18 protein-coding genes are annotated in these 17541 nt (G+C 74.4%); 13 read left to right on the top strand and 5 right to left on the bottom strand.

Annotated features, from left to right (window positions below; all coding sequences use genetic code 11):
• Positions 1 to 5: 5 nt before the first annotated feature.
• Entirely contained in the window at positions 6 to 530 is a 525-nt protein-coding gene (locus C9F11_RS19285; protein ID WP_249401791.1) for a transcriptional repressor, read from the top strand.
• Positions 531 to 564: 34 nt separating this feature from the next.
• Positions 565 to 1530 (top strand): folate-binding protein YgfZ, encoded by a 966-nt coding sequence (locus C9F11_RS19280; protein ID WP_138960465.1) that lies wholly within the window; start codon positions 565 to 567, stop codon positions 1528 to 1530.
• 43 nt (positions 1531 to 1573) lie between these two features.
• Here C9F11_RS19280 and dtd read toward each other — a convergent pair whose 3' ends face one another.
• Complete coding sequence (gene dtd / locus C9F11_RS19275; RefSeq protein ID WP_138960464.1) at positions 1574 to 1999, bottom strand: D-aminoacyl-tRNA deacylase; 426 nt, start codon at positions 1997 to 1999, stop codon at positions 1574 to 1576.
• 235 nt (positions 2000 to 2234) lie between these two features.
• Between dtd and C9F11_RS19270 the strand changes: the two genes are divergently transcribed.
• From C9F11_RS19270 to C9F11_RS19260, 3 genes are all read left to right on the top strand, one after another.
• On the top strand, positions 2235 to 2819 hold the full coding sequence (locus C9F11_RS19270) for an ABC transporter substrate-binding protein (RefSeq protein ID WP_138966708.1): 585 nt from the start codon (positions 2235 to 2237) through the stop codon (positions 2817 to 2819).
• 120 nt (positions 2820 to 2939) lie between these two features.
• A complete protein-coding gene (locus C9F11_RS19265; protein ID WP_138960463.1) occupies positions 2940 to 3908 on the top strand; it encodes an asparaginase in 969 nt (322 codons plus the stop codon).
• Positions 3909 to 4941: 1033 nt separating this feature from the next.
• Positions 4942 to 5805, top strand: a complete 864-nt coding sequence (locus tag C9F11_RS19260; protein WP_138966705.1) for a GntR family transcriptional regulator — start codon at positions 4942 to 4944, stop codon at positions 5803 to 5805.
• Between the two features lie 6 nt (positions 5806 to 5811).
• On the opposite strand, the gene C9F11_RS19255 is transcribed toward C9F11_RS19260, so the two are convergent.
• The gene (locus tag C9F11_RS19255; RefSeq protein ID WP_138960462.1) at positions 5812 to 6000 is read right to left on the bottom strand and encodes a hypothetical protein; all 189 of its coding nucleotides are present in this window, start codon (positions 5998 to 6000) and stop codon (positions 5812 to 5814) included.
• Between the two features lie 125 nt (positions 6001 to 6125).
• On the opposite strand from C9F11_RS19255, the gene C9F11_RS19250 reads away from it, so the two are divergent.
• The 4 genes from C9F11_RS19250 to C9F11_RS19235 all read left to right on the top strand — a co-directional run bounded on the left by C9F11_RS19250 (position 6126) and on the right by C9F11_RS19235 (position 9837).
• Positions 6126 to 7031: a GntR family transcriptional regulator gene (locus tag C9F11_RS19250; protein ID WP_138966703.1), complete on the top strand. Its 906-nt coding sequence runs from the start codon at positions 6126 to 6128 to the stop codon at positions 7029 to 7031.
• Complete coding sequence (locus tag C9F11_RS19245) at positions 7032 to 7760, top strand: HAD-IA family hydrolase (protein ID WP_249401790.1); 729 nt, start codon at positions 7032 to 7034, stop codon at positions 7758 to 7760.
• 271 nt (positions 7761 to 8031) lie between these two features.
• The gene (locus C9F11_RS19240; protein ID WP_138960461.1) at positions 8032 to 9165 is read left to right on the top strand and encodes a phosphotransferase; all 1134 of its coding nucleotides are present in this window, start codon (positions 8032 to 8034) and stop codon (positions 9163 to 9165) included.
• 123 nt (positions 9166 to 9288) lie between these two features.
• Entirely contained in the window at positions 9289 to 9837 is a 549-nt protein-coding gene (locus tag C9F11_RS19235; RefSeq protein WP_138960460.1) for a hypothetical protein, read from the top strand.
• A gap of 19 nt (positions 9838 to 9856) precedes the next feature.
• Here C9F11_RS19235 and C9F11_RS19230 read toward each other — a convergent pair whose 3' ends face one another.
• Positions 9857 to 10519 (bottom strand): TetR/AcrR family transcriptional regulator, encoded by a 663-nt coding sequence (locus C9F11_RS19230; protein WP_138960459.1) that lies wholly within the window; start codon positions 10517 to 10519, stop codon positions 9857 to 9859.
• 74 nt (positions 10520 to 10593) lie between these two features.
• Here C9F11_RS19230 and C9F11_RS19225 point away from each other — a divergent pair, with 74 nt between their 5' ends.
• Entirely contained in the window at positions 10594 to 12630 is a 2037-nt protein-coding gene (locus C9F11_RS19225) for an AAA family ATPase (RefSeq protein WP_138960458.1), read from the top strand.
• 109 nt (positions 12631 to 12739) lie between these two features.
• Complete coding sequence (locus C9F11_RS19220; protein ID WP_138960457.1) at positions 12740 to 13555, top strand: toxin-antitoxin system toxin subunit; 816 nt, start codon at positions 12740 to 12742, stop codon at positions 13553 to 13555.
• On the opposite strand, the gene C9F11_RS19215 is transcribed toward C9F11_RS19220, so the two are convergent.
• Positions 13518 to 14621 carry a pyridoxal-phosphate dependent enzyme gene (locus C9F11_RS19215; RefSeq protein ID WP_138960456.1) on the bottom strand — a complete coding sequence of 368 codons (1104 nt, stop codon included), beginning with the start codon at positions 14619 to 14621 and terminating at the stop codon, positions 13518 to 13520. The two genes, C9F11_RS19220 and C9F11_RS19215, sit on opposite strands and share 38 nt — an antisense overlap.
• Before the next feature lie 106 nt (positions 14622 to 14727).
• On the opposite strand from C9F11_RS19215, the gene C9F11_RS19210 reads away from it, so the two are divergent.
• Positions 14728 to 15720, top strand: coding sequence for a LysR family transcriptional regulator (locus tag C9F11_RS19210; protein ID WP_138960455.1), 993 nt, complete (start codon positions 14728 to 14730; stop codon positions 15718 to 15720).
• Here the strand turns inward: C9F11_RS19210 and C9F11_RS19205 are convergent.
• A complete protein-coding gene (locus tag C9F11_RS19205) occupies positions 15624 to 16310 on the bottom strand; it encodes a peroxiredoxin-like family protein (protein WP_138960454.1) in 687 nt (228 codons plus the stop codon). The two genes, C9F11_RS19210 and C9F11_RS19205, sit on opposite strands and share 97 nt — an antisense overlap.
• 184 nt (positions 16311 to 16494) lie before the next feature.
• Here C9F11_RS19205 and C9F11_RS19200 point away from each other — a divergent pair, with 184 nt between their 5' ends.
• Positions 16495 to 17100: a TetR/AcrR family transcriptional regulator gene (locus C9F11_RS19200; RefSeq protein WP_138960453.1), complete on the top strand. Its 606-nt coding sequence runs from the start codon at positions 16495 to 16497 to the stop codon at positions 17098 to 17100.
• The last annotated feature ends 441 nt before the right edge of the window (positions 17101 to 17541 follow it).

The following is a 17541-nucleotide window of genomic DNA, read 5'->3' as shown; positions in this document are numbered from 1 at the left end:
GGGGTGTGGTGACCACCGACCCGGACGGCACGGCGACGGACTGGAAGAGCGACCTGCGGCAGCGCGGATACCGCCTGACGCCGCAGCGCCAGCTCGTCCTGGAGGCCGTCGACGCCCTTGAGCACGCGACCCCCGACGACATCCTCTGCGAGGTCCGCAGGACGGCGTCGGGGATCAACATCTCCACCGTCTACCGCACCCTGGAGCTCCTGGAGGAGCTGGGGCTCGTCTCCCACGCCCACCTCGGGCACGGCGCGCCCACCTACCACCTCGCGGACCGCCACGACCACATCCACCTGGTGTGCCGGGACTGCACGACGGTCATCGAGGCCGACCTCGACGTCGCCGCGGACTTCACCGAGAAGCTGCGCGCGACGTTCGGCTTCGAAACGGACCTGAAGCACTTCGCGATCTTCGGCCGGTGCGGTACGTGCGCGACGGCCGGCCCCGCCGAGGACCCCGAGGACCCCGTCGCGGCCACGGGCGCGGCCACGGCGAAGACCGGTGGCAAGGGCCCGGGGGAGAAATAAACACGGGGCTCCGCGAGTCGTAGTCTTTGTGAACATGAAGAGCCCCCTGCTGTCCCTGCCCGGCGCCGTCCCCGCCGAGGGCGTGGACGAAGGCGTCGCCGCCCACTACGGCGACCTGTTCCGTGAGCAGCGCGCCCTCGCCGACGGCACCGGATTCGTCGACCTCTCGCACCGCGGCGTGGTCACCGTGACCGGCACCGACCGGCTGAGCTGGCTGCACCTGCTCCTCACCCAGCACGTCAGCGACCTCCCGGCGGGCCGGGCCACCGAGGCGCTGATCCTCTCCGCCAACGGGCACATCGAGCACGCCCTCTACCTCGTCGACGACGGCGAGACGATGTGGGCGCACGTCGAGCCCGGCACCCAGGACGCGCTCATCGCGTACCTGGAGAGCATGAAGTTCTTCTACCGCGTCGAAGTCGCCGACCGCACCGAGGACTTCGCCGTCGTGCACCTGCCCGCCGGGTCGATCGCCGCCCTGCCCGACGGCGTCGCCGTACGCGAGACCGCCCACGGCCGCGACGTCTTCCTGCCGCGCGCCGACCTGCCCGCCTTCGCCGAGACCCACGGCCCCGCCGCCGGGCTCCTCGCCCACGAGGCGCTGCGGGTCGAGCACCACCTGCCCCGGCTCGCCTTCGAGACCGACCACCGCACCATCCCGCACGAGCTGGGCTGGATCGGCACCGCCGTGCACCTCCAGAAGGGCTGCTACCGGGGGCAGGAGACCGTCGCCCGCGTGCAGAACCTGGGCAAGCCGCCGCGCCGCCTGGTCTTCCTGCACCTGGACGGCAGCGAGGTGCACCTGCCGACGCACGGCACGCCCCTCCACCTCGCCGCGGACGGCCCCGACGGCCGCAAGCTCGGGTTCATCACCACGTCCGTACGCCACCACGAGCTGGGCCCGATCGCCCTGGCCCTGGTGAAGCGGAACGTGCCCGTGGACGCGGAGCTGATGGCGGGCACCACCGCCGCGGCCCAGGAGACCGTGGTCGAGCCGTAGCCCTCCGGCCCGGGGCCGGGGCGCACCGCGGGGGAGCGGCGGCTCACATCTCCAGCAGCACCGTGAACGGCCCGTCGTTCGTCAGACCCACGCGCATGGAGGCGCCGAAGCGGCCCGTGGCGACGGTCGCGCCCAGGGCCCGCAGCCGGGCGACGACCTCGTCGACCAGGGGCTCCGCCACGTCCCCGGGCGCGGCCGCGTTCCACGTGGGCCTGCGGCCCTTGCGGGCGTCGCCGTACAGGGTGAACTGGCTGATCACCAGGAGCGGCGCGTCGACGTCCGAGCAGGACTTCTCGCCGTGGAGCATGCGCAGCGACCACAGTTTGCGGGCCAGCTGCGCGGCCTTCTCCTCGGTGTCGTCATGCGTGACCCCGACGAGCACGCACAGGCCCTCGCCCGTGATCTCGCCGACCGTCTCGCCGTCCACGACGACGCTCGCGCCGTCCACCCTCTGCACCACCGCACGCATGCGGCCATCATGCCCTGCCCGTGCGCGCCGTCCGTGCGCCGGTCCGGAACCCCCCATCCGGGGCCGATTGGGGGCACTCGGTCACAGAGTGGCCACGCGGGGTGGCACCATGCTCACACGCGGTGTACCGCGCCGGCTGAGGGGACGGTAGAGCCACATGAGCACACCCAGTACGCCCAGCGCACCCAGGGCGAGGCAGGCCAGCGCCACGGGCGGGGGCTTCGGCGGGGCACCCGTGCCGCGCCCGCCCGTGCAGCGCACCGACAGCCCCGTCCTGCCCGAGGCGCCCGCCCACGACCTGGCCGCGCTGCGCCTGCCGGAGCTGCGCGAGCTGCGCCGGGCCGCACAGCAGGACGAGGCCGATCTGAGCTACGTACGACGGCTGCTCCAGGGGCGCATCGACATCCTGCGCGCCGAGACCGCGCGCCGTGCGCGGACGCGCGCGGGAGCGACCCAGGACGGTGTCCCCGGAGTTCCGGGCGGCGACGGGACGGCGGGCCTCGTCGTGGACCGGCTCCCGGAGATCCTCACGGACGGCCCGGCCCGCCGCCGCGCCTCGGCCCGGCACGTGACGCTCGGGACGCCGCACAGCGAGGAGTACCGGCGGCTCGCCGCCGACATGCTCGCCGAGGTCGCGCTCTCCGACCTCGCCGCCCGCACGGACGACGAGCTGCACACGGCCATGGGCCGGCTCGTGCGGTACGAGCAGCAGGTGTCGCGGCGGCGCCAGGAGATGCAGCGGACCACCGACGATTGCAGTGCGGAGATCGCCCGCAGGTACCGTGAAGGCGAAGCACAAGTAGACGACCTGCTCGCCTGACCCCTTCGGCTCCGGCGGCCCGGAGCGACCGGCGATCCCCCTGATCCCGGCCGTGTCCGCGGCCCCGGGCCCCGCCGGGCGCGGCTGGTCCGTCGCACCACCCGCACCACGGAGCCGAAGATGACCCCGACGTCCGCCGCCACCCCCGTCATACCGCCGGTCCTCGCCGAAGTCGTACGTTCCGGCTTCGTCGAGGGCCGCCATCGGGGCAGCCTCGTGCTGCTCGGGGCGGACGGCGAGGTCGAGCTGGCGCTCGGGGACGTCGCGGCGCCCGTGTTCCCGCGCTCCACGAACAAGCCGATGCAGGCCGCGGCGGTGCTGCGGGCCGGGCTCGACCTGGCGGGGGAGCGGCTCGCGCTCGCGGCCGCCAGCCACTCCGGCGAAACGTTCCACCGGGATCTGGTGCGGAAGATGCTCGCCGAGCACGGGCTGACCGCCGCCGCGCTCCAGTGCCCGCCCGACCTGCCGCTCGACCCCGTCGAGGCCGAGACGTACCTGGCGGCGGGGGCCGTGCGGGACCGGGTCACCATGAACTGTTCCGGCAAGCACACGGCGATGCTCGCGGTGTGCGACCTGAACGGCTGGGACAGGGAGACCTATCTGGACCCCGCGCATCCGCTCCAGCGCCTCACGCACGACGTGATCGAGGAGGCGGCGGGGGAGCGGGTCGCGGCCGTCGGCACGGACGGGTGCGGGGCGCCGCTGATGGCGATCTCCCTGACGGGGCTCGCCCGCGCCTACCGGCACTTCGTCCTGGCCGCGCCCGGTACGGCCGAGCGGCGCGTGGCCGACGCGATGCGGGCGCACCCGGAGTACGTGGCCGGGACGCGGCGGCCGGACACGTGGCTCATGCGGGAGGTGCCCGGGACGCTGTCCAAGATGGGCGCCGAGGCGGTGCAGGCCGTGGCCCTCGCGGACGGGCGGGCGCTGGCCTTCAAGATCGACGACGGCGGTACGAGGGTGCTGGGGCCGGTCCTCGCCCGTGCCCTCGCCCTGGCGGGCGTCGAGGCCCCCGTCCTGGCCCGCCTTGCGGAGGCCCCTCTGCACGGCGGCGGGGTGCCGGTGGGCGAGATCAGGGCGGCCTTCTAGGGGCCGCAGCCTTGCCTGGCCCTGGCCCTGCCGGTGTCTCGCCCTGCCGGTGCCTGGCCCTGGCCTGCCCGTGCCGGGGCGTGCGTGGGCGGTGCCTTGGCCGGGGCGGGGCCTGGTGTGACGGTGCCTGCCTGGGCGGTGCCTTGCCCGGGCTGGGGCCTGGTGTGACGGCTGCGCGGTGCCTTGCCCGGGGCGGGGGCCTGGTTCAACCGTCGCGCGGCACCTTGGCGCTGTGCCCACCCGTCCCCAAGCTCTCGGCTTCGCTCGAGCAGGGGATGCCCCACTCGCCCTGCGGGACGATTGCCCACAGCGGGGGGCGGGGGCGCCCATGCCCGCGTGGCGTCCCGCGCCGGGGTGGTCCCACCCACCCGCCCCCACCTGGCTGTACCGCCCCCGGGTAGGGGCCCGCCCGGCGAAGCGCTGGAGCAATGGGTGGGCGGGTGGGAGGAAACCGCCGCGGTAGCGGTGGCGGCGACCGCCGGGCCGCAGCGCCACGCGTCGGGGCCGGGCTGACGAAGCCGCGGTGTGACGGGTGGGCGGGTGGGAGGAAACGGAGCCGCAGCGCCACGCGTCGGGGTTCTGCCCCGCAAGGCCGGGGAGCGCCGGGTGGGCGGGTGGGGGAGAGACCGCCGCGGCAGCGGCGGGGCCCCGGCAAGGCCGGGGAGCGGCGGGTGGGCAGGGGCGAAGGGGCGTCAGGCCCCGTGGGGGCCGGGTTGCCGTGGGGGCGGCGGGCCCCATGTGCCGCCGCCCCCACGGCCTGGGGCACCCCCGCCCCGCTCAACGGCTGACCGAACTCCCGGCTCCCCTCCGGATGAGAGCCCGGTCAGCCCGACCTGGGAGCGGAGCTGGCAGCCAACCCTTCCACGGTTCCGACCATGTTCGCCCGAGTTGGCTACCAACTCCACTGGACTTATCTCCGCCCTGGCGCGTCCTATAACCACCTACCGTACAACTCCCCAAAGATGGCGGGAAGTTGTACGGTTTGGTTGTGAGCACGGACCAAGCCTCCGTCAACGATCGGAAAAGGCCGGGCATGCCGCCGCACCGCTCGCACCGGGACGTGGCGGACGAGCTGCGGTCCCGGATCAGGTCGGGCCTGCTGCGGCCGGGCCAGCGGATGCCCACCCAGGCGGAGCTCGCGTCCGAGTTCGGCGTGGAGCGCGGCGCGGTGCGCCAGGCCCTCCGCATCCTGCAGGGCGAACAGCTGCTGGCCAATGTGTCCAAGGGCAGCCCCGCCACGGTCGCGACCCCGGCCGCGCCGAGCCGCGACGCGGTGCGCCCGCAGCCCACGATGGTCGGGCTCGCGCCGCGCATAGCCGCCGCGTTCCAGGCGCCGCACGTGGAGATCGACGCGCTGTGTCTGACGTCCATCTCGCTGACGATGGCGATCGGCGAACCGCTCCGGCAGATCCACGCCGGACGGCTGAAACCGGCCAAGATCCGCGTCCGCGTGCTGCTGCCGAGCCGCGACATCGACCTCGCCTTCCCGGCGCCGGTGGGGGGCGGGGACTCGGACGGCCCCGTGCACCGCCGCTGGCTCGACCAGCGCAACGCGCAGGGGCAGGTCCTGCGCCACAACCTGCTCACCCTGCGCGGCACGCACGGCATCGACGTACAAGTGGAGTTCCGGGCCCTGCCGTTCACCCCGCCGGTGAAGCTCTATCTGCTCAACGGCTCCGAGGCGCTGTTCGCGTACTACACCCTCACCAAGCGCGGTGAGGAGATCGGCCAGGAGTATCTGGAGATGTGGGACGCGCAGGGCACGCAGTCGATGCTCTTCCCCTTCCAGCAGGGGGACGGGCTGCGGGACACCACCTTCGTGGAACAGTCCCACCTGTGGTTCGACGCCCTGTGGAACACGATCAGCAGGGACCTGAGGCTGAACCCAGGTCCCTAGCCCCGCCTACAGGGCGGGCCCGGTCACCAGCAGGGCGAGGACGAGCGCGCCCAGGGAGCTGCACGTGGTGTTCCGCGCCTTGACGCCCACGGTCAGCAGGAGCAGCCCGACGATGCCGAGGGTTCCGTACTTCCACTGCACGAGCTGCTCGACGACGACGGCGAACACGGCTGCGAGGAGAGCTATGGCGGGCATGGTGGTTCCCCCTTCTGCCATCTCGAAAGAGTTGGCAACCAACTCATTGAAGTTGTCCCCACTTGGTAGGCATTCATAAACAACTTTGCGCCCAACTCCCCAAAGATGGTGGGTAGTTGTATCGTCTGGTCGTGACCAAGGAGAACGGTGCTTTGACCGGCAGGAGCAAGCCCTCGCCCCAGGACATCGCCGACGCCCTGCGTGACCGCATCCGCACCGGCACCCTCAAACCCGGCGACCGCCTGCCCACCCAGGCCCGGCTCGCCGAGGAGTTCGGCGTGGAACGCGGCACCGTACGCCAGGCCCTGCACGGCCTGCACCGCGACGGTCTGATCAATCACGTCACCAAGGGCAGCCCGCCCCGGGTCGCGGCCCCGGCCGAGCCGGCCGTCTCCGCGACGCCGGAGCCGCAGCCGTCCATGGTCGGGCTGGCCCCGCGCCTGGTGGAGGCGTTCAAACAGCCGCACGTGCGCGTGGACGCGGTCTCGTTCACGGCGGAGACCCTGATGAACGCCCTCACCGAGCCGATCCGGCAGATCCACGCGGGCCTGCTGCGCCCGAGCTCCATCGACGTGCGCATCCTGCTGCCGAGCAGCGACATCGAGCTGGCCTTCCCGGTGCCGGTGCAGGCGGAGCGCGAGAGCCGGGAGCGGCTGCACCAGCGCTGGCTCGCGCAGCGCAACGCGCAGGGGCAGGTCCTGCGCCACAACCTCCTCACGCTGCGCAACGAGCCGCACGGCATCGACGTCCGCGTCGCCTTCCGGGCCCTGCCGTTCACCTCGCCGGTGAAGCTCTACGTACTCAACGGGCACGAGGCGCTCCTCGCGTACTACACGCTGGAGCGCGAGCGGGTGGAGCTGGACGTGGACGGCGGCGAGACGGTGGAGATGTGGGACGCGGGCGGCCTCAAGACGCCGCTGTTCTCCTTCACCGACGGCGCCAACCCGCGCGACTCCGGCTTCGTGGGGGAATCTCAGAAGTGGTTCGACGCACTCTGGGAAACGATCACGTCGGACCTAACACTCTCTTAGGTGACTTCTGAAGCGACTGATCCGACCGAGGGCCTGCGGAAGCTGATCGAGCTCGCCCGTTTCGTGCTCTTCGACTTCGACGGCCCCATCTGCCGCCTGTTCGCCCGGCACTCGGCGGTCGGGGTGGCCCGTGAGCAGGTCCGCTGGCTGGAGGGGCGGGGGCTGCACGGCCTGCTCACCAACGGGGTGCGCGACGACCCCGATCCGCAGGTCGTGCTGCGTGCCGTCGACCGCCGCAGGCCCGGCAGCGACCTCGTCGTCGAGCTGGAGGAGCGGCTCACGCACGAGGAGCTGACGGCGGTCGGCTCGGCCTGGCCGACGCCGTACGCCGACGCGCTGATCCGCACCTGGTCGGCCGTCGGCGTCCGGCTCGCCATCACCACGAACAACTCGCCCCGGGCCGCCATCCGTTACCTCGACGGGCGCGGTCTGCTCGACTGCTTCGCGCCGCACATATACGGCCGCACCCAGGACCTGCGGCTGCTCAAACCGGACCCGCACTGCGTGCGGCGGGCCCTGAGCGCGATGGGCGCCGACCCGGCGGGCACGCTCATGATCGGCGACACCCCGTCGGACTTCCTCGCCGCCAGGGCCGCGGGGGTGCACTTCCTCGGGTACGCGCGCGACGCCCGCAAGGAGGGCCTCCTGCGCGGGGTCGGCGCCGACCGCATCGTCACCTCGCTGGAGCCGGTGCTCTCGGTGGTGCGGTCGATCGGGGCCGCGGGGTGACCAACTGTGCGGTACGGGTGCGGCAGTTGGTGTCCCGCACACACGGCCCTCCGCAGGTTTGTTCGCCCTTTTCGCCCCGGTATTCCCGTCCCGTCGACCTGACGCGCGGCCGTTCACCCCGGCTCAGCGCTAAAACGTTTCAACTCTGTGGAGTTGAGGCGTCGGAGGCCGAGGCTCAGGGGGTACTTTTGCTCCGCTCCTCTCATTCGTCTCCAACGGACCGGTTTTCCCGTCGGGAAGAACCGGTTTCCCAGGCTGGGAGAAACGTGCCATGCCCTCTGCGTCGACCTCCGCGGCCCGGGCCCGCGCCGCCCTGGCGAGCGGCGGCATGGCCGCGCTCGAAGGGCCGCTCAGGGGCTATCACCACGAGACGTACGTCTTCCCGCTGCCGGACGAGTCCGGGGTGACCTGGCGCTGGAAGTGCCGGGAGCCGCGTCCGGGCCTGCTGTGGTTCGACCGCCGCTGCTTCTGGTCGGAGGAGGAACTGCTCGTCGCGCTCGCCGGGCGCGTCACGCGCGTTCCGGAGGTGATCCAGAAGGACGGGTTCCGGCTCCAGCGCTTTATCGAGGGGCGCACGCTGGGCTCCTGCGCGCGCTCGGAGGCCGAGTCCGGCGCGGAGTACGAGCCCGGCCCCGGCACGGGCCGCGGTGCCGACATCCCGGCCGGGGTGATCGACCAGATCGTCGCCCTGTTCGGCGAGCTGGCGGGCGTGGGGCCCGACGACGTGGCGGCCGGGCGGCGCTGCGCCGCCGCGGACCGGCCGCGGGACGGGGACACCAACGGCTTCGTCGAGCGTCTCGTCTTCTTCGCCGAGGAGTACGTCTACCTGAAGAACGAGGACCGGTTCGGCCCGCTCTTCAAGGAGTTCGGGATCGGCAGGGACTCCTTCGCCGTGCTGCGCGAGCGGGTGTCGGGGCTGACGCGCCGCCCTTTCTGTCTGCTCCACGGCGATCTGCACGGGGAGAACTTCGTCCTGGACCGCTGCGGCCAGCTCTGGACGATCGACTGGGAGCTCGCGATGGTCGGCGACCCCCTGTACGACCTGGCCACGCATCTGCACCTCATGCGGTACGCCCCGCACCAGGAGCGGCAGGTCGTGCGGCGCTGGTGCGAGGCGGTGTCGGCGGCCAGGGCCGGGAGCCGGTCCGGGTGGTGGCGGGACCTGCCGCGGCTGCTCGACTTCAAGCGGGCCCAGTCCGTCTTCACCGACGTCATCCGGGCGGCCCTGATGCTGGAGGCGGAGGAGCGGGCGGAGGGTGCCCTGGAGCGTGCGGCCGGGCGGGCGCACTCCGCGCTCGGCGCCGCCCGGCACGCCCTGGACCTCAAGTCCGTGCCGTCGTACGCCGACACGATGGACGCCCTCGCGCGCTGGTCCTGGGCCGAGGAGGAGCGCGGGCCGCGGTAGATCCGGGGGGCGCGGCGTCTTCCTGGGCGTCCCCCGGGGCGGGCATCATGTCGCTGGCCGCCGGTCCGGGCGGCGACCCTCCTGGGTGTGGTGGGAGACGCGCTGTGCGGCGAGGGACGTGACGTGAAGGAATCACTGCGGCCACCGGCGCGGCAGTGCGCGTCGACGGCGGCCGCGTCCGTGCTGGAGCACCGCATCGCTGCGGCCCTCGACCGGGATCCCCGTATCGACGCCGTCGCGTTCACCGGCGAGGACGTGGTGCGGGCGCTGACGGGCTGTCTGGGCGGGCCCGGCCCGGCGGCGCGGGCGCACGTCACGCTGCGGGTCATCGTGCCGGACTTCACCCGGCCGGTTGCCGTGCCGGGCGCGGCCGGGGACGGGGCGGCCGTGCGGCGGGAGCTGCTGCGGCGGGTGCGCGGGCACGCCCAGGACGTCGCGGCGCTGCGGCGGTCGCTCGCGCGGGGCGAACGGGCCCGCCTCGACGAGGAGTTCCGCGCCCTGCACCTCACGCCGTTCCCCGGCTTCTGCCTGATCGGGCGGGAGCAGCTCTTCGACGGGAGCGGCTGCCTCACCTGCTGGCACGCCGACGAGGGCACCGCCGCCCGCGAGCGGATCCGGCACCGGGGGCTGCTCTTCGACGCCCTGTGGCGCGTGGCGGGTCCGCTGCCCTAGGGCCTGTCCGCCCCGGCGCTCAGGCGTAGTGCGGCAGTCCCGTGGCGAGGTGGGCGAAGGCCTGCCCCGCGGCCGTGCGCGCCCGCGGCAGGAGGACGGCCGCGCGCTCCCCCGCCGCGATCCCCCGCCAGTTCTCCAGCGCGAGCACCCGCTGCACGGCCAGGATCTGCGCCGCGGCCAGGCGGGCGTCGAGGGAGGCTTCGGCGGCGGGGGCGGCGAGGGCGCGGGCGAGGGCGCGTTCGGCCCGGTCCTGGTAGGCGTACAGGCGGCCCATCAGGGACGGGGTGCCGTAGAGCAGCCGGTGGAAGGCGAGCACGTCGGGGTGGTCGCAGAGGCCGGTGACCGGGTCGTGGCGGTCGAGCCCCGCGTGGAAGTGGTCGCGCAGGGCCGTCAGCGGGGAGCGGTCGCCGCGGGCCGTGACCACGCGGGCCGCCTCGTCCTCGTGGTCGGCGAACCGGTGCAGGACCAGGTCCTCCTTGGCCGGGAAGTACCGGAACAGCGTGGGTTTGGAGACCTCCGCGGCGGCCGCCACCTCCGCGACCGACACCTTGTCGAAGCCGCGCTCCAGGAAGAGCGCGACCGCCGTGTCGGAGATCGTCTGCTGCGTGCGCCGCTTCTTGAGCTGCCGCAGGCCGACGGGGGCCGGGGCGGTGTGCGGGGGCGTGTCCGTCGTACCGGTCATGGCTCCAGCGTAGCGCCAAGTGAGCCTCAGTAAAAAATGTAACTCAGTAACGTTTTCTTGCTACGCTCGTCGGCATGACACCACTCGACGAAGAGCTCGCACGGGAGCGCCGCTACCACGACACCTGCCGCGCCGCCCTCGCCGCGATGGTGGACGGGGCCCAGGAACAGGTGATCAGCGGCGAGAACGCCTCCGCCTCCGGCGCCGACGCCGAAGTGCTCGGCTACCAGCTGCGCAGCAAGGCCAAGGAGATGCGCGAACTCCCGCAGGGACCCCTGTACTTCGGGCGGCTCGACTTCGACACCGAGACGGCGGACGCGGGCGGCCACCGCGGCCAGCGCTACCACATCGGACGGCTGCGCGTCACCGAGGACCCGGCCGCGCCGCCGCTGGTCGTCGACTGGCGGGCGCCCGTGTCGCGCGCCTTCTACCAGGCGGGCGCCCGCGACCCGCAGGGCGTGGCCGTCCGCCGCCGCTTCGGCTGGGCACCCGGCAGCAAGGGCGACTCCGCCGACCTCACCGGCCTGGAGGACGAGCACCTGACGTCCGGCGAGGCGGCCGCGCCGAGCCGCATCGTCGCCGGGGAGATCGAGCGGCCCCGGGTCGGCCCCATGCGCGACATCGCCGCCACCATCCAGCCCGAGCAGGACGACCTCGTCCGGGCCGCGCTCACCGCCTCCGTGTGCGTCCAGGGCGCCCCCGGCACCGGCAAGACCGCCGTCGGCCTGCACCGCGCGGCCTACCTCCTCTACACCCACCCGCAGCGCGTCCGCCGCTCCGGCCTGCTGATCCTCGGCCCCAACCGCACCTTCCTGCGCTACATCGCCGAGGTCCTGCCCTCCCTCGGCGAGACCGGGGTGCGCCAGTCCACCGTCCAGGACGAGATCGCCCGGCAGCCCGTCACGGCGTACGACGACGAGCGGGCCGCGGCCGTCAAGCACGACGCCCGGATGGCGGAGGTCCTGCGCCGCGCCCTCTACGCGCGCGTGCGCCCCGTCGCCGCCGACCTCGCGCTGCCGGACGGCTCGTACCGCTGGCGGATCCCCGCCGCCGACCTGGAGCGGATCGTCGCGGACGTCCGCGCGGAGGAGCCGCCCTACGACACCGGCCGCGAGCGCGTCCGCAGCCGCGCCGTCCGCCACATCCAGGACCAGGCCGAGCGCCGCGCGGGCCCGATGAACAACACCTGGGTGCAGAAGGTCTCCCGGGCGCGGCCCGTCTCCGCCTTCGTCGACGCGGCCTGGCCGAAGGCCCGCCCCGAGGAGGTCCTGTACGAACTCCTCGGGGACGCGGACGCCTTGGCACGGGCCGCCGACGGCCTCCTCACGGACGCGGAGCAGCGGGCGATCGCCTGGGCCGGGCCCCCGCGCTCGTACAGGTCCGCGCGGTGGTCGGCCGCCGACCTCGTCCTCCTCGACGAACTCGCGGGCCTCGTGGAACGGCCCGAGGGCTACGGCCACATCGTCGTCGACGAGGCGCAGGACCTCTCGCCGATGGAGTGCCGCGCCATCGCGCGCCGCGTCGGCTTCGGCTCCGTCACCGTCCTCGGCGACCTCGCGCAGGGCACCACGCCGTGGGCCGCCCGCGCCTGGCCCGAACTCCTCGCCCACCTCGGCAAGCCGGACACCCCGGTCACGCCGCTCACCACCGGCTTCCGCGTCCCGCGGGCCATCGTCACGCTCGCCAACGACCTGCTCGCCGGGCTCGACGTCGACGTGCCGCCCGCGCGTTCCCTGCGCCGCGACGGCGACCTCGCGGTCCGGCGGGTCCCGGACGTGCTGACCGGTGCCGTCGCGGCGGTCCGCGGCGCGCTCGTCCGCGAGGGCTCCATCGGCGTCATCGCGGCCGACGCCGCCACGGACGCGCTGCGCGCCGCGCTCGCCGGGGCGGGCATCGGCACGGCGGGCCCGGACGAGCTGGGCGCCCGCGTCACGGTCGTGCCCGCGTCGGTGGCCAAGGGCCTGGAGTACGACCACGTGGTGGCGGTCGAACCGGCCGCGATCGCGGAGGCGGAGGAGCGCGGACGGCACCGGCTGTACGTGGTCCTGACCCGGGCGGTGTCGAGCCTTGAGGTGGTGCACAGCAGGGAGTTGCCGTGGCGGGCGGCCTAGGAGGCCGGGGTGTCCCTTCCTGTTCCGGCACTGGATAGATGGTTCTATTCACTACGGGACAAGGAGTCGCCCTGCCCGCCTTCGGCCCCGCGATGGAGGACGTACCGTCATGAACCCCCGTGCCGACACCTTGACCACGGCCCCCGGCGGGCGGCACGCGCTGCGCATGGAGCGGCGCATCGGCCACCCGCCCGAGCGGGTCTGGGCCGCCCTCACCCGGCCCGAGCTCCTGAAGCACTGGTTCCCGTCCGAGGCGGGCGGGCGCGAGCCGACCGACGTCGAGGCGCCCCGCCTGTACGCGTGCACCTGGGGCGACGACCAGCTGCGCTGGGAGGTCGCGCCGGACCCGGAGACCGGAGGCTCGCTGCTCACGCTCGTGCACACCTTCGACGACCGGTTCGGCGCCCCGAGCTTCGGCGCCGGGTGGCACCTGTGCGTCAGCGCGCTCGGCGAACTCCTGGACGGCGTCGCCGAACCGGCCAGGCCCCGCGACACGGGCGAGCTGCACGAGGCGTACCTGGAACAGTTCGACCTCGGCGGCGGCGAGATCACCGCCGACGGCACCGTCCGCTTCGAACGCCAGCTGGTACGGCCCGCCGACGCCGTCTGGGCCGCGTTCACCGAGGGCGACGAGGTCCTCAAGGGCTCCGAGGCACCGGAGGGGCTCGTCGCCGACGGCGTCCTGGCCGGGGTGGTCACGGAGGTACGGGTGCCGGAGCTGGTGGCGTACGAGGTGGCCGGGGGCGGCGAGGTGCGCATCCGCCTCGCCCCGGGCACGGGATACGGAGCCCGGCTCCTCCTGACGCACCGCGGATCCGGGGACCCGACGGCAGCACGTGCGGCGTGGCACGCACGAGTGGAGAGGCTGGCGGGCCGCCTGCTGGAATTCAGCCGTGCGGGTTGGCCTCCCGGCCCTCCGTGCTGAGGAGCACCACCGTCGTCGTCGGTGTCGCCGCCAGGGCCGCCCTGCGGTCGGCGTCCGTCAGGGCTGCCCGGGCGGCCGCGAGGGGGGCGGCGCCGCACGGGCCGGAGGGGACGCCGAGCGCGGACAGGTCGCGCAGGGCCGTCGCGGCCGCCGTGTCCGGTACGGCGGTGGCCGCGTCGAGGCCGTCGCGCAGGTACGGCCAGGCGAGGCTGGAGAGGGTGCCGCAGTTCAGGCCCGCCATGGCCGTCGTGCGGGTGGGCACGGTGACGGGCTCGCCGTGCGTGAGGCTCGCGAGGGCGGGTGCCGCCGCGGTCGGCTCGACGGCGAGCAGCGCGGGGGCGGTTCCGGGACCGGTTCCGGGGGCGGGGCGGCCGCGGTAGTGCGTGACGGCGGCCTGCGCCAGGGAGCCCACGCCGACGGGCACCACGACCAGGCCGGGCGCCCCGGCCCCGGCCGCCGCGAGCTGCTCGTCGACCTCCGCGAACAGCGTGGCGTACCCCTCGACGATCAGCGCGGGCACCTCCTCGTAGCCGGGCCAGGCGGTGTCCTGGACGAGCACCGCGTGCGCGGTGGTGCGCGCCGCCGCCGCGGCCTCGCGGACCGCCCGGTCGTAGTCCCCGGCGACCCGTGTGACCCGCGCCCCCTCCCGCTCGATCGCGGCGGCCGCCCCGGGGTGCACCCCCTGCGACACGAAGACGTGGGCGCCGTGGCCGAGCCGCCGTGCCTCGCGGGCCACCGCGCGGCCGTGGTTGCCGTCGGTCGCCGTCACGAACTCCACGCGCTCCCCGGCCGGACGGCCCGCGAGCAGCCGGTGCACGGCCCACGACGTGCCGAGCACCTTGAACGCGGGCAGCCCGAGCCGCGCCGACTCGTCCTTGACGAAGACCCGCCCGACGCCCAGCTCGGCTGCCAGGGAGGGGAGTTCCGTCAGGGGCGTGGGCGCGTACCCGGGCAGCGACGCGTGGAAGTCCCGGACGCCGGCCGGGGCGGGTGCGCAGGCCCAGGCGCGGGCGGCGGGGTGCGCGAACCACGGCGTCGTACGGGCGGAAGCGGAGGTCTCGGTCATGTGCCCCACCTTGCGGTCCGGCCGATCTTTCGGTCCAGCGGATCTTTCCGACCTATATTCATCAGGAAGGCCGAACGTTCGCCAGGGACCGGTCGAAGGGGGCCGCGTGTACGACCTCCGCCGGCTGCGGCTGCTGCGCGAGCTGAAGCACCGCGGCACGCTCGCCGCCGTCGCCGCCGCGCTCTCGTACAGCCCCTCCACCGTCTCGCAGCAACTCGCCCAGCTGGAGGCGGAGGCGGGCGTCCCGCTCCTCGAACCCGTCGGGCGGCGGGTGCGGCTCACCGCGCAGGCCGAGATCCTCGTCGCCCACACCGAGGCGCTCCTGGAGCGCATGGAGCGCGCCGAGGCGGACATCGCCGCCTCGCTCGCCGAACTCACCGGCACGCTGCGCGTCGCCGCCTTCCAGACCGCGGCCCTGGCGCTCGTCCCCGCCGCCCTCACCTCGCTGCGCGCGGCCCACCCCCGGCTGCGCGTGCACGTCACGCAGCTGGAGCCGGAGGCGGCCCTTCCGGCGCTCCTCGCCCGGGACTTCGACCTGGTCGTCGCGGAGGAGTACCCGGGCGGCGCGGGCCCGCGCTCCGACGTGCTGGAGCGGCGGGAGCTGTGCCGGGACCCGCTGCGGCTCGCGGTGCCGGGGGCGTCCGGTGACCTGGACCCGCGGTCCCTGTCCGGCCACCCCTGGGTCATGGAGCCCGAGGGCACGGCCGCGCGGCGGTGGGCGACGACGGTGTGCCGCGAGGCCGGGTTCGAGCCCGACGTGCGGTACGAGTCCGCCGACCTGCTGGTCCATCTGCGCCTCGCCGAGCGGGGCCATGCCGCCGCGTTCCTGCCGGACCTGGTGTGGGGCGCGGGGCCCTTCTCGGCGGTGCCCGCCACGCCGACGGTCGCGCTGATGGACCTGCCGCCCGGCCTGGGCGCGCGCCGGATCTTCACCGTCGTACGCCGCGGAGGTGGCGGCCGTCCGGCGGTGACGGCCGCCCGGCGGGCGCTGCGCGCGGCGGCTCAGGCGTCGGGGCCGGGGGTGTCGGAGCCGGGGGCGTCGGAGCCGAGGGCGTCGAGTGCCGCGAGCACGTCGGCGGGCTCGGCCCGCAGCGCGTAGTCGGTCGCCACGAACGCCCAGCGGACGACGCCCGCGGAGTCGATGACGTACGTCGCGGGCAGGGGCAGGGTGCGGCCGTGCCCGCCGTTGACGCGCTGGAGCTCGAAGCCGAGGCCGTCGTAGAGCGCGCCCAGCTCCTCGCCCAGGTCGAAGGCGATGCCGTAGCTCTTCGCGACGTCCGAGCCGAGGTCGCTGAGCACGTCGAAGGCGAGGCCCTGCTTCTCCGTCAGGGTCAGCGACTCGTCGGGGACCTGCGGCGAGACGGCGACGAGCCGGGCCCCGCGGGCGGTGACCGCGGCGTGGTGCTCCTGGAGCGCGCGCAGCGCCAGGTTGCAGAACGGGCACCAGGCGCCCCGGTAGAAGGTGAGCACGACCGGCCCCTCGGCGAGCAGGGCGGCCAGCGAAACCTCCGTGCCCGTCGCCGACTTGAGGGTGAAGAGCGGGGCCCGTGCCCCGACGCCGACCGCCCGGTCCGTGATGCCGGACCCGGCGAGCGCCTCGGCGTTGCGGTCCATGGTCGCCATGGTGTCGGCGGACAGCTTGAGGTGGCGGTTGTCGTGGAGGAAGCGGAGTTCGTCGCGCAGGCTCATGCGGGGCCGTCCTTCTCTTGGGTGCCGCGTGGTCGTCGATGCCGCGTGCTCGCCGTCCCGGCGCGGGGGCGGGGGGCCGCCGCGCTTATCTTGGAACGACCGTTTCAGGATGGTGGTGGCCCCGTACGGGCGTCAAGGGCTAACTTGGAACGGCCAGTTCAGGAATCGACAGGGGAGGGGCGCGGTGCCCGACGTCAAGCACTTCGACCCCGACGCGGCCCTGGAGCGCGTCGAGCGCCTCTTCTGGCGGCTCGGCGCCGCCACCGTCTCCATCCAGACCGTCACCGCCGAGACGGGGCTCAACCGCTCCAGCCTGTACGCCACCTTCGGCGGCAAGCGCCAGCTCTACCTGGCCGCGCTGCGCCGCTACGTGCGCGAGCGCGCGCGCCCGGCGTGCGAGCGCCTCGCGGGCGACGGGCGCGGCCTGCCCGCGATCCAGGAGGCCTTCGACGGCCTGATCGAGCAGCGCTGCCGCGGCGAGTACGCGGGCTGGGGCTGCATGCTCGTCAACGCCTACGCGGGCGGCGAGGCCGAGGACCCCGACGTCCGCGCCGTCCTGGACGAGCACCACCGGCGGCTGCGGGACGCGATGGCGGCCGCCCTGGCAGCGGCCCGCGCCGAGGGCGGTCTGGCGCCGGGCGTCGACCTCGATGCCACCGCCGAGACGCTGGTCCTGCTCGCGTACGGCGTGAACCTGCGCTCGCGCGCCGGTGCCGGTACGGAGGCGCTGCGGCGCACGGTGGCGACGACGCTGGCGGGGCTGCGGGCCCCGGCGGCCCGGGCCGACTGACGGCCCGCGGCCCCTGGCCGCCTGCCGCACCGCCGAGCTGCGCCTGGCCGTACCCCCGAGCGGCACCCGCCGCGCCCCTGAGCGGCACCCGCCGTACCCCCGAGCGGCACCCGAGGTGCCGTGACCGGCGCCTCCGTGGCGCACGGGCGGCACCAAGCGCCCCTATCGTCCCTCCCGCGATGCCCCTAAGGGCAGTGTTCCCCGCCTGGCTGGCGCCCGTGGCGCACACCGCTCCGACATGCCCCCGTACGAATAACCCCAGCTCAGATGGCATGCGGCAGGGTGGGGCAACGCGCCGTGCGCCCCGCTTCACGCCCCGTGGCACCACCATTGCGCCAAGAAGGCTTGCATTGGCGCCATCATGATGCCATGCTGGCGTCATGAAGTTCAGGGCTCCGGGGCCTCGCCCCGACGGCCCGCAGGAGTGACGCACCGCAGGGA

The sequence above is a fragment of the Streptomyces sp. YIM 121038 genome (assembly GCF_006088715.1).
In the GTDB taxonomy this organism is placed as follows: Bacteria; Actinomycetota; Actinomycetes; order Streptomycetales; family Streptomycetaceae; genus Streptomyces.
The sequence above is the reverse complement of the archived record's forward strand: the minus strand, read 5'-3'. Positions and strand labels throughout refer to the sequence as shown.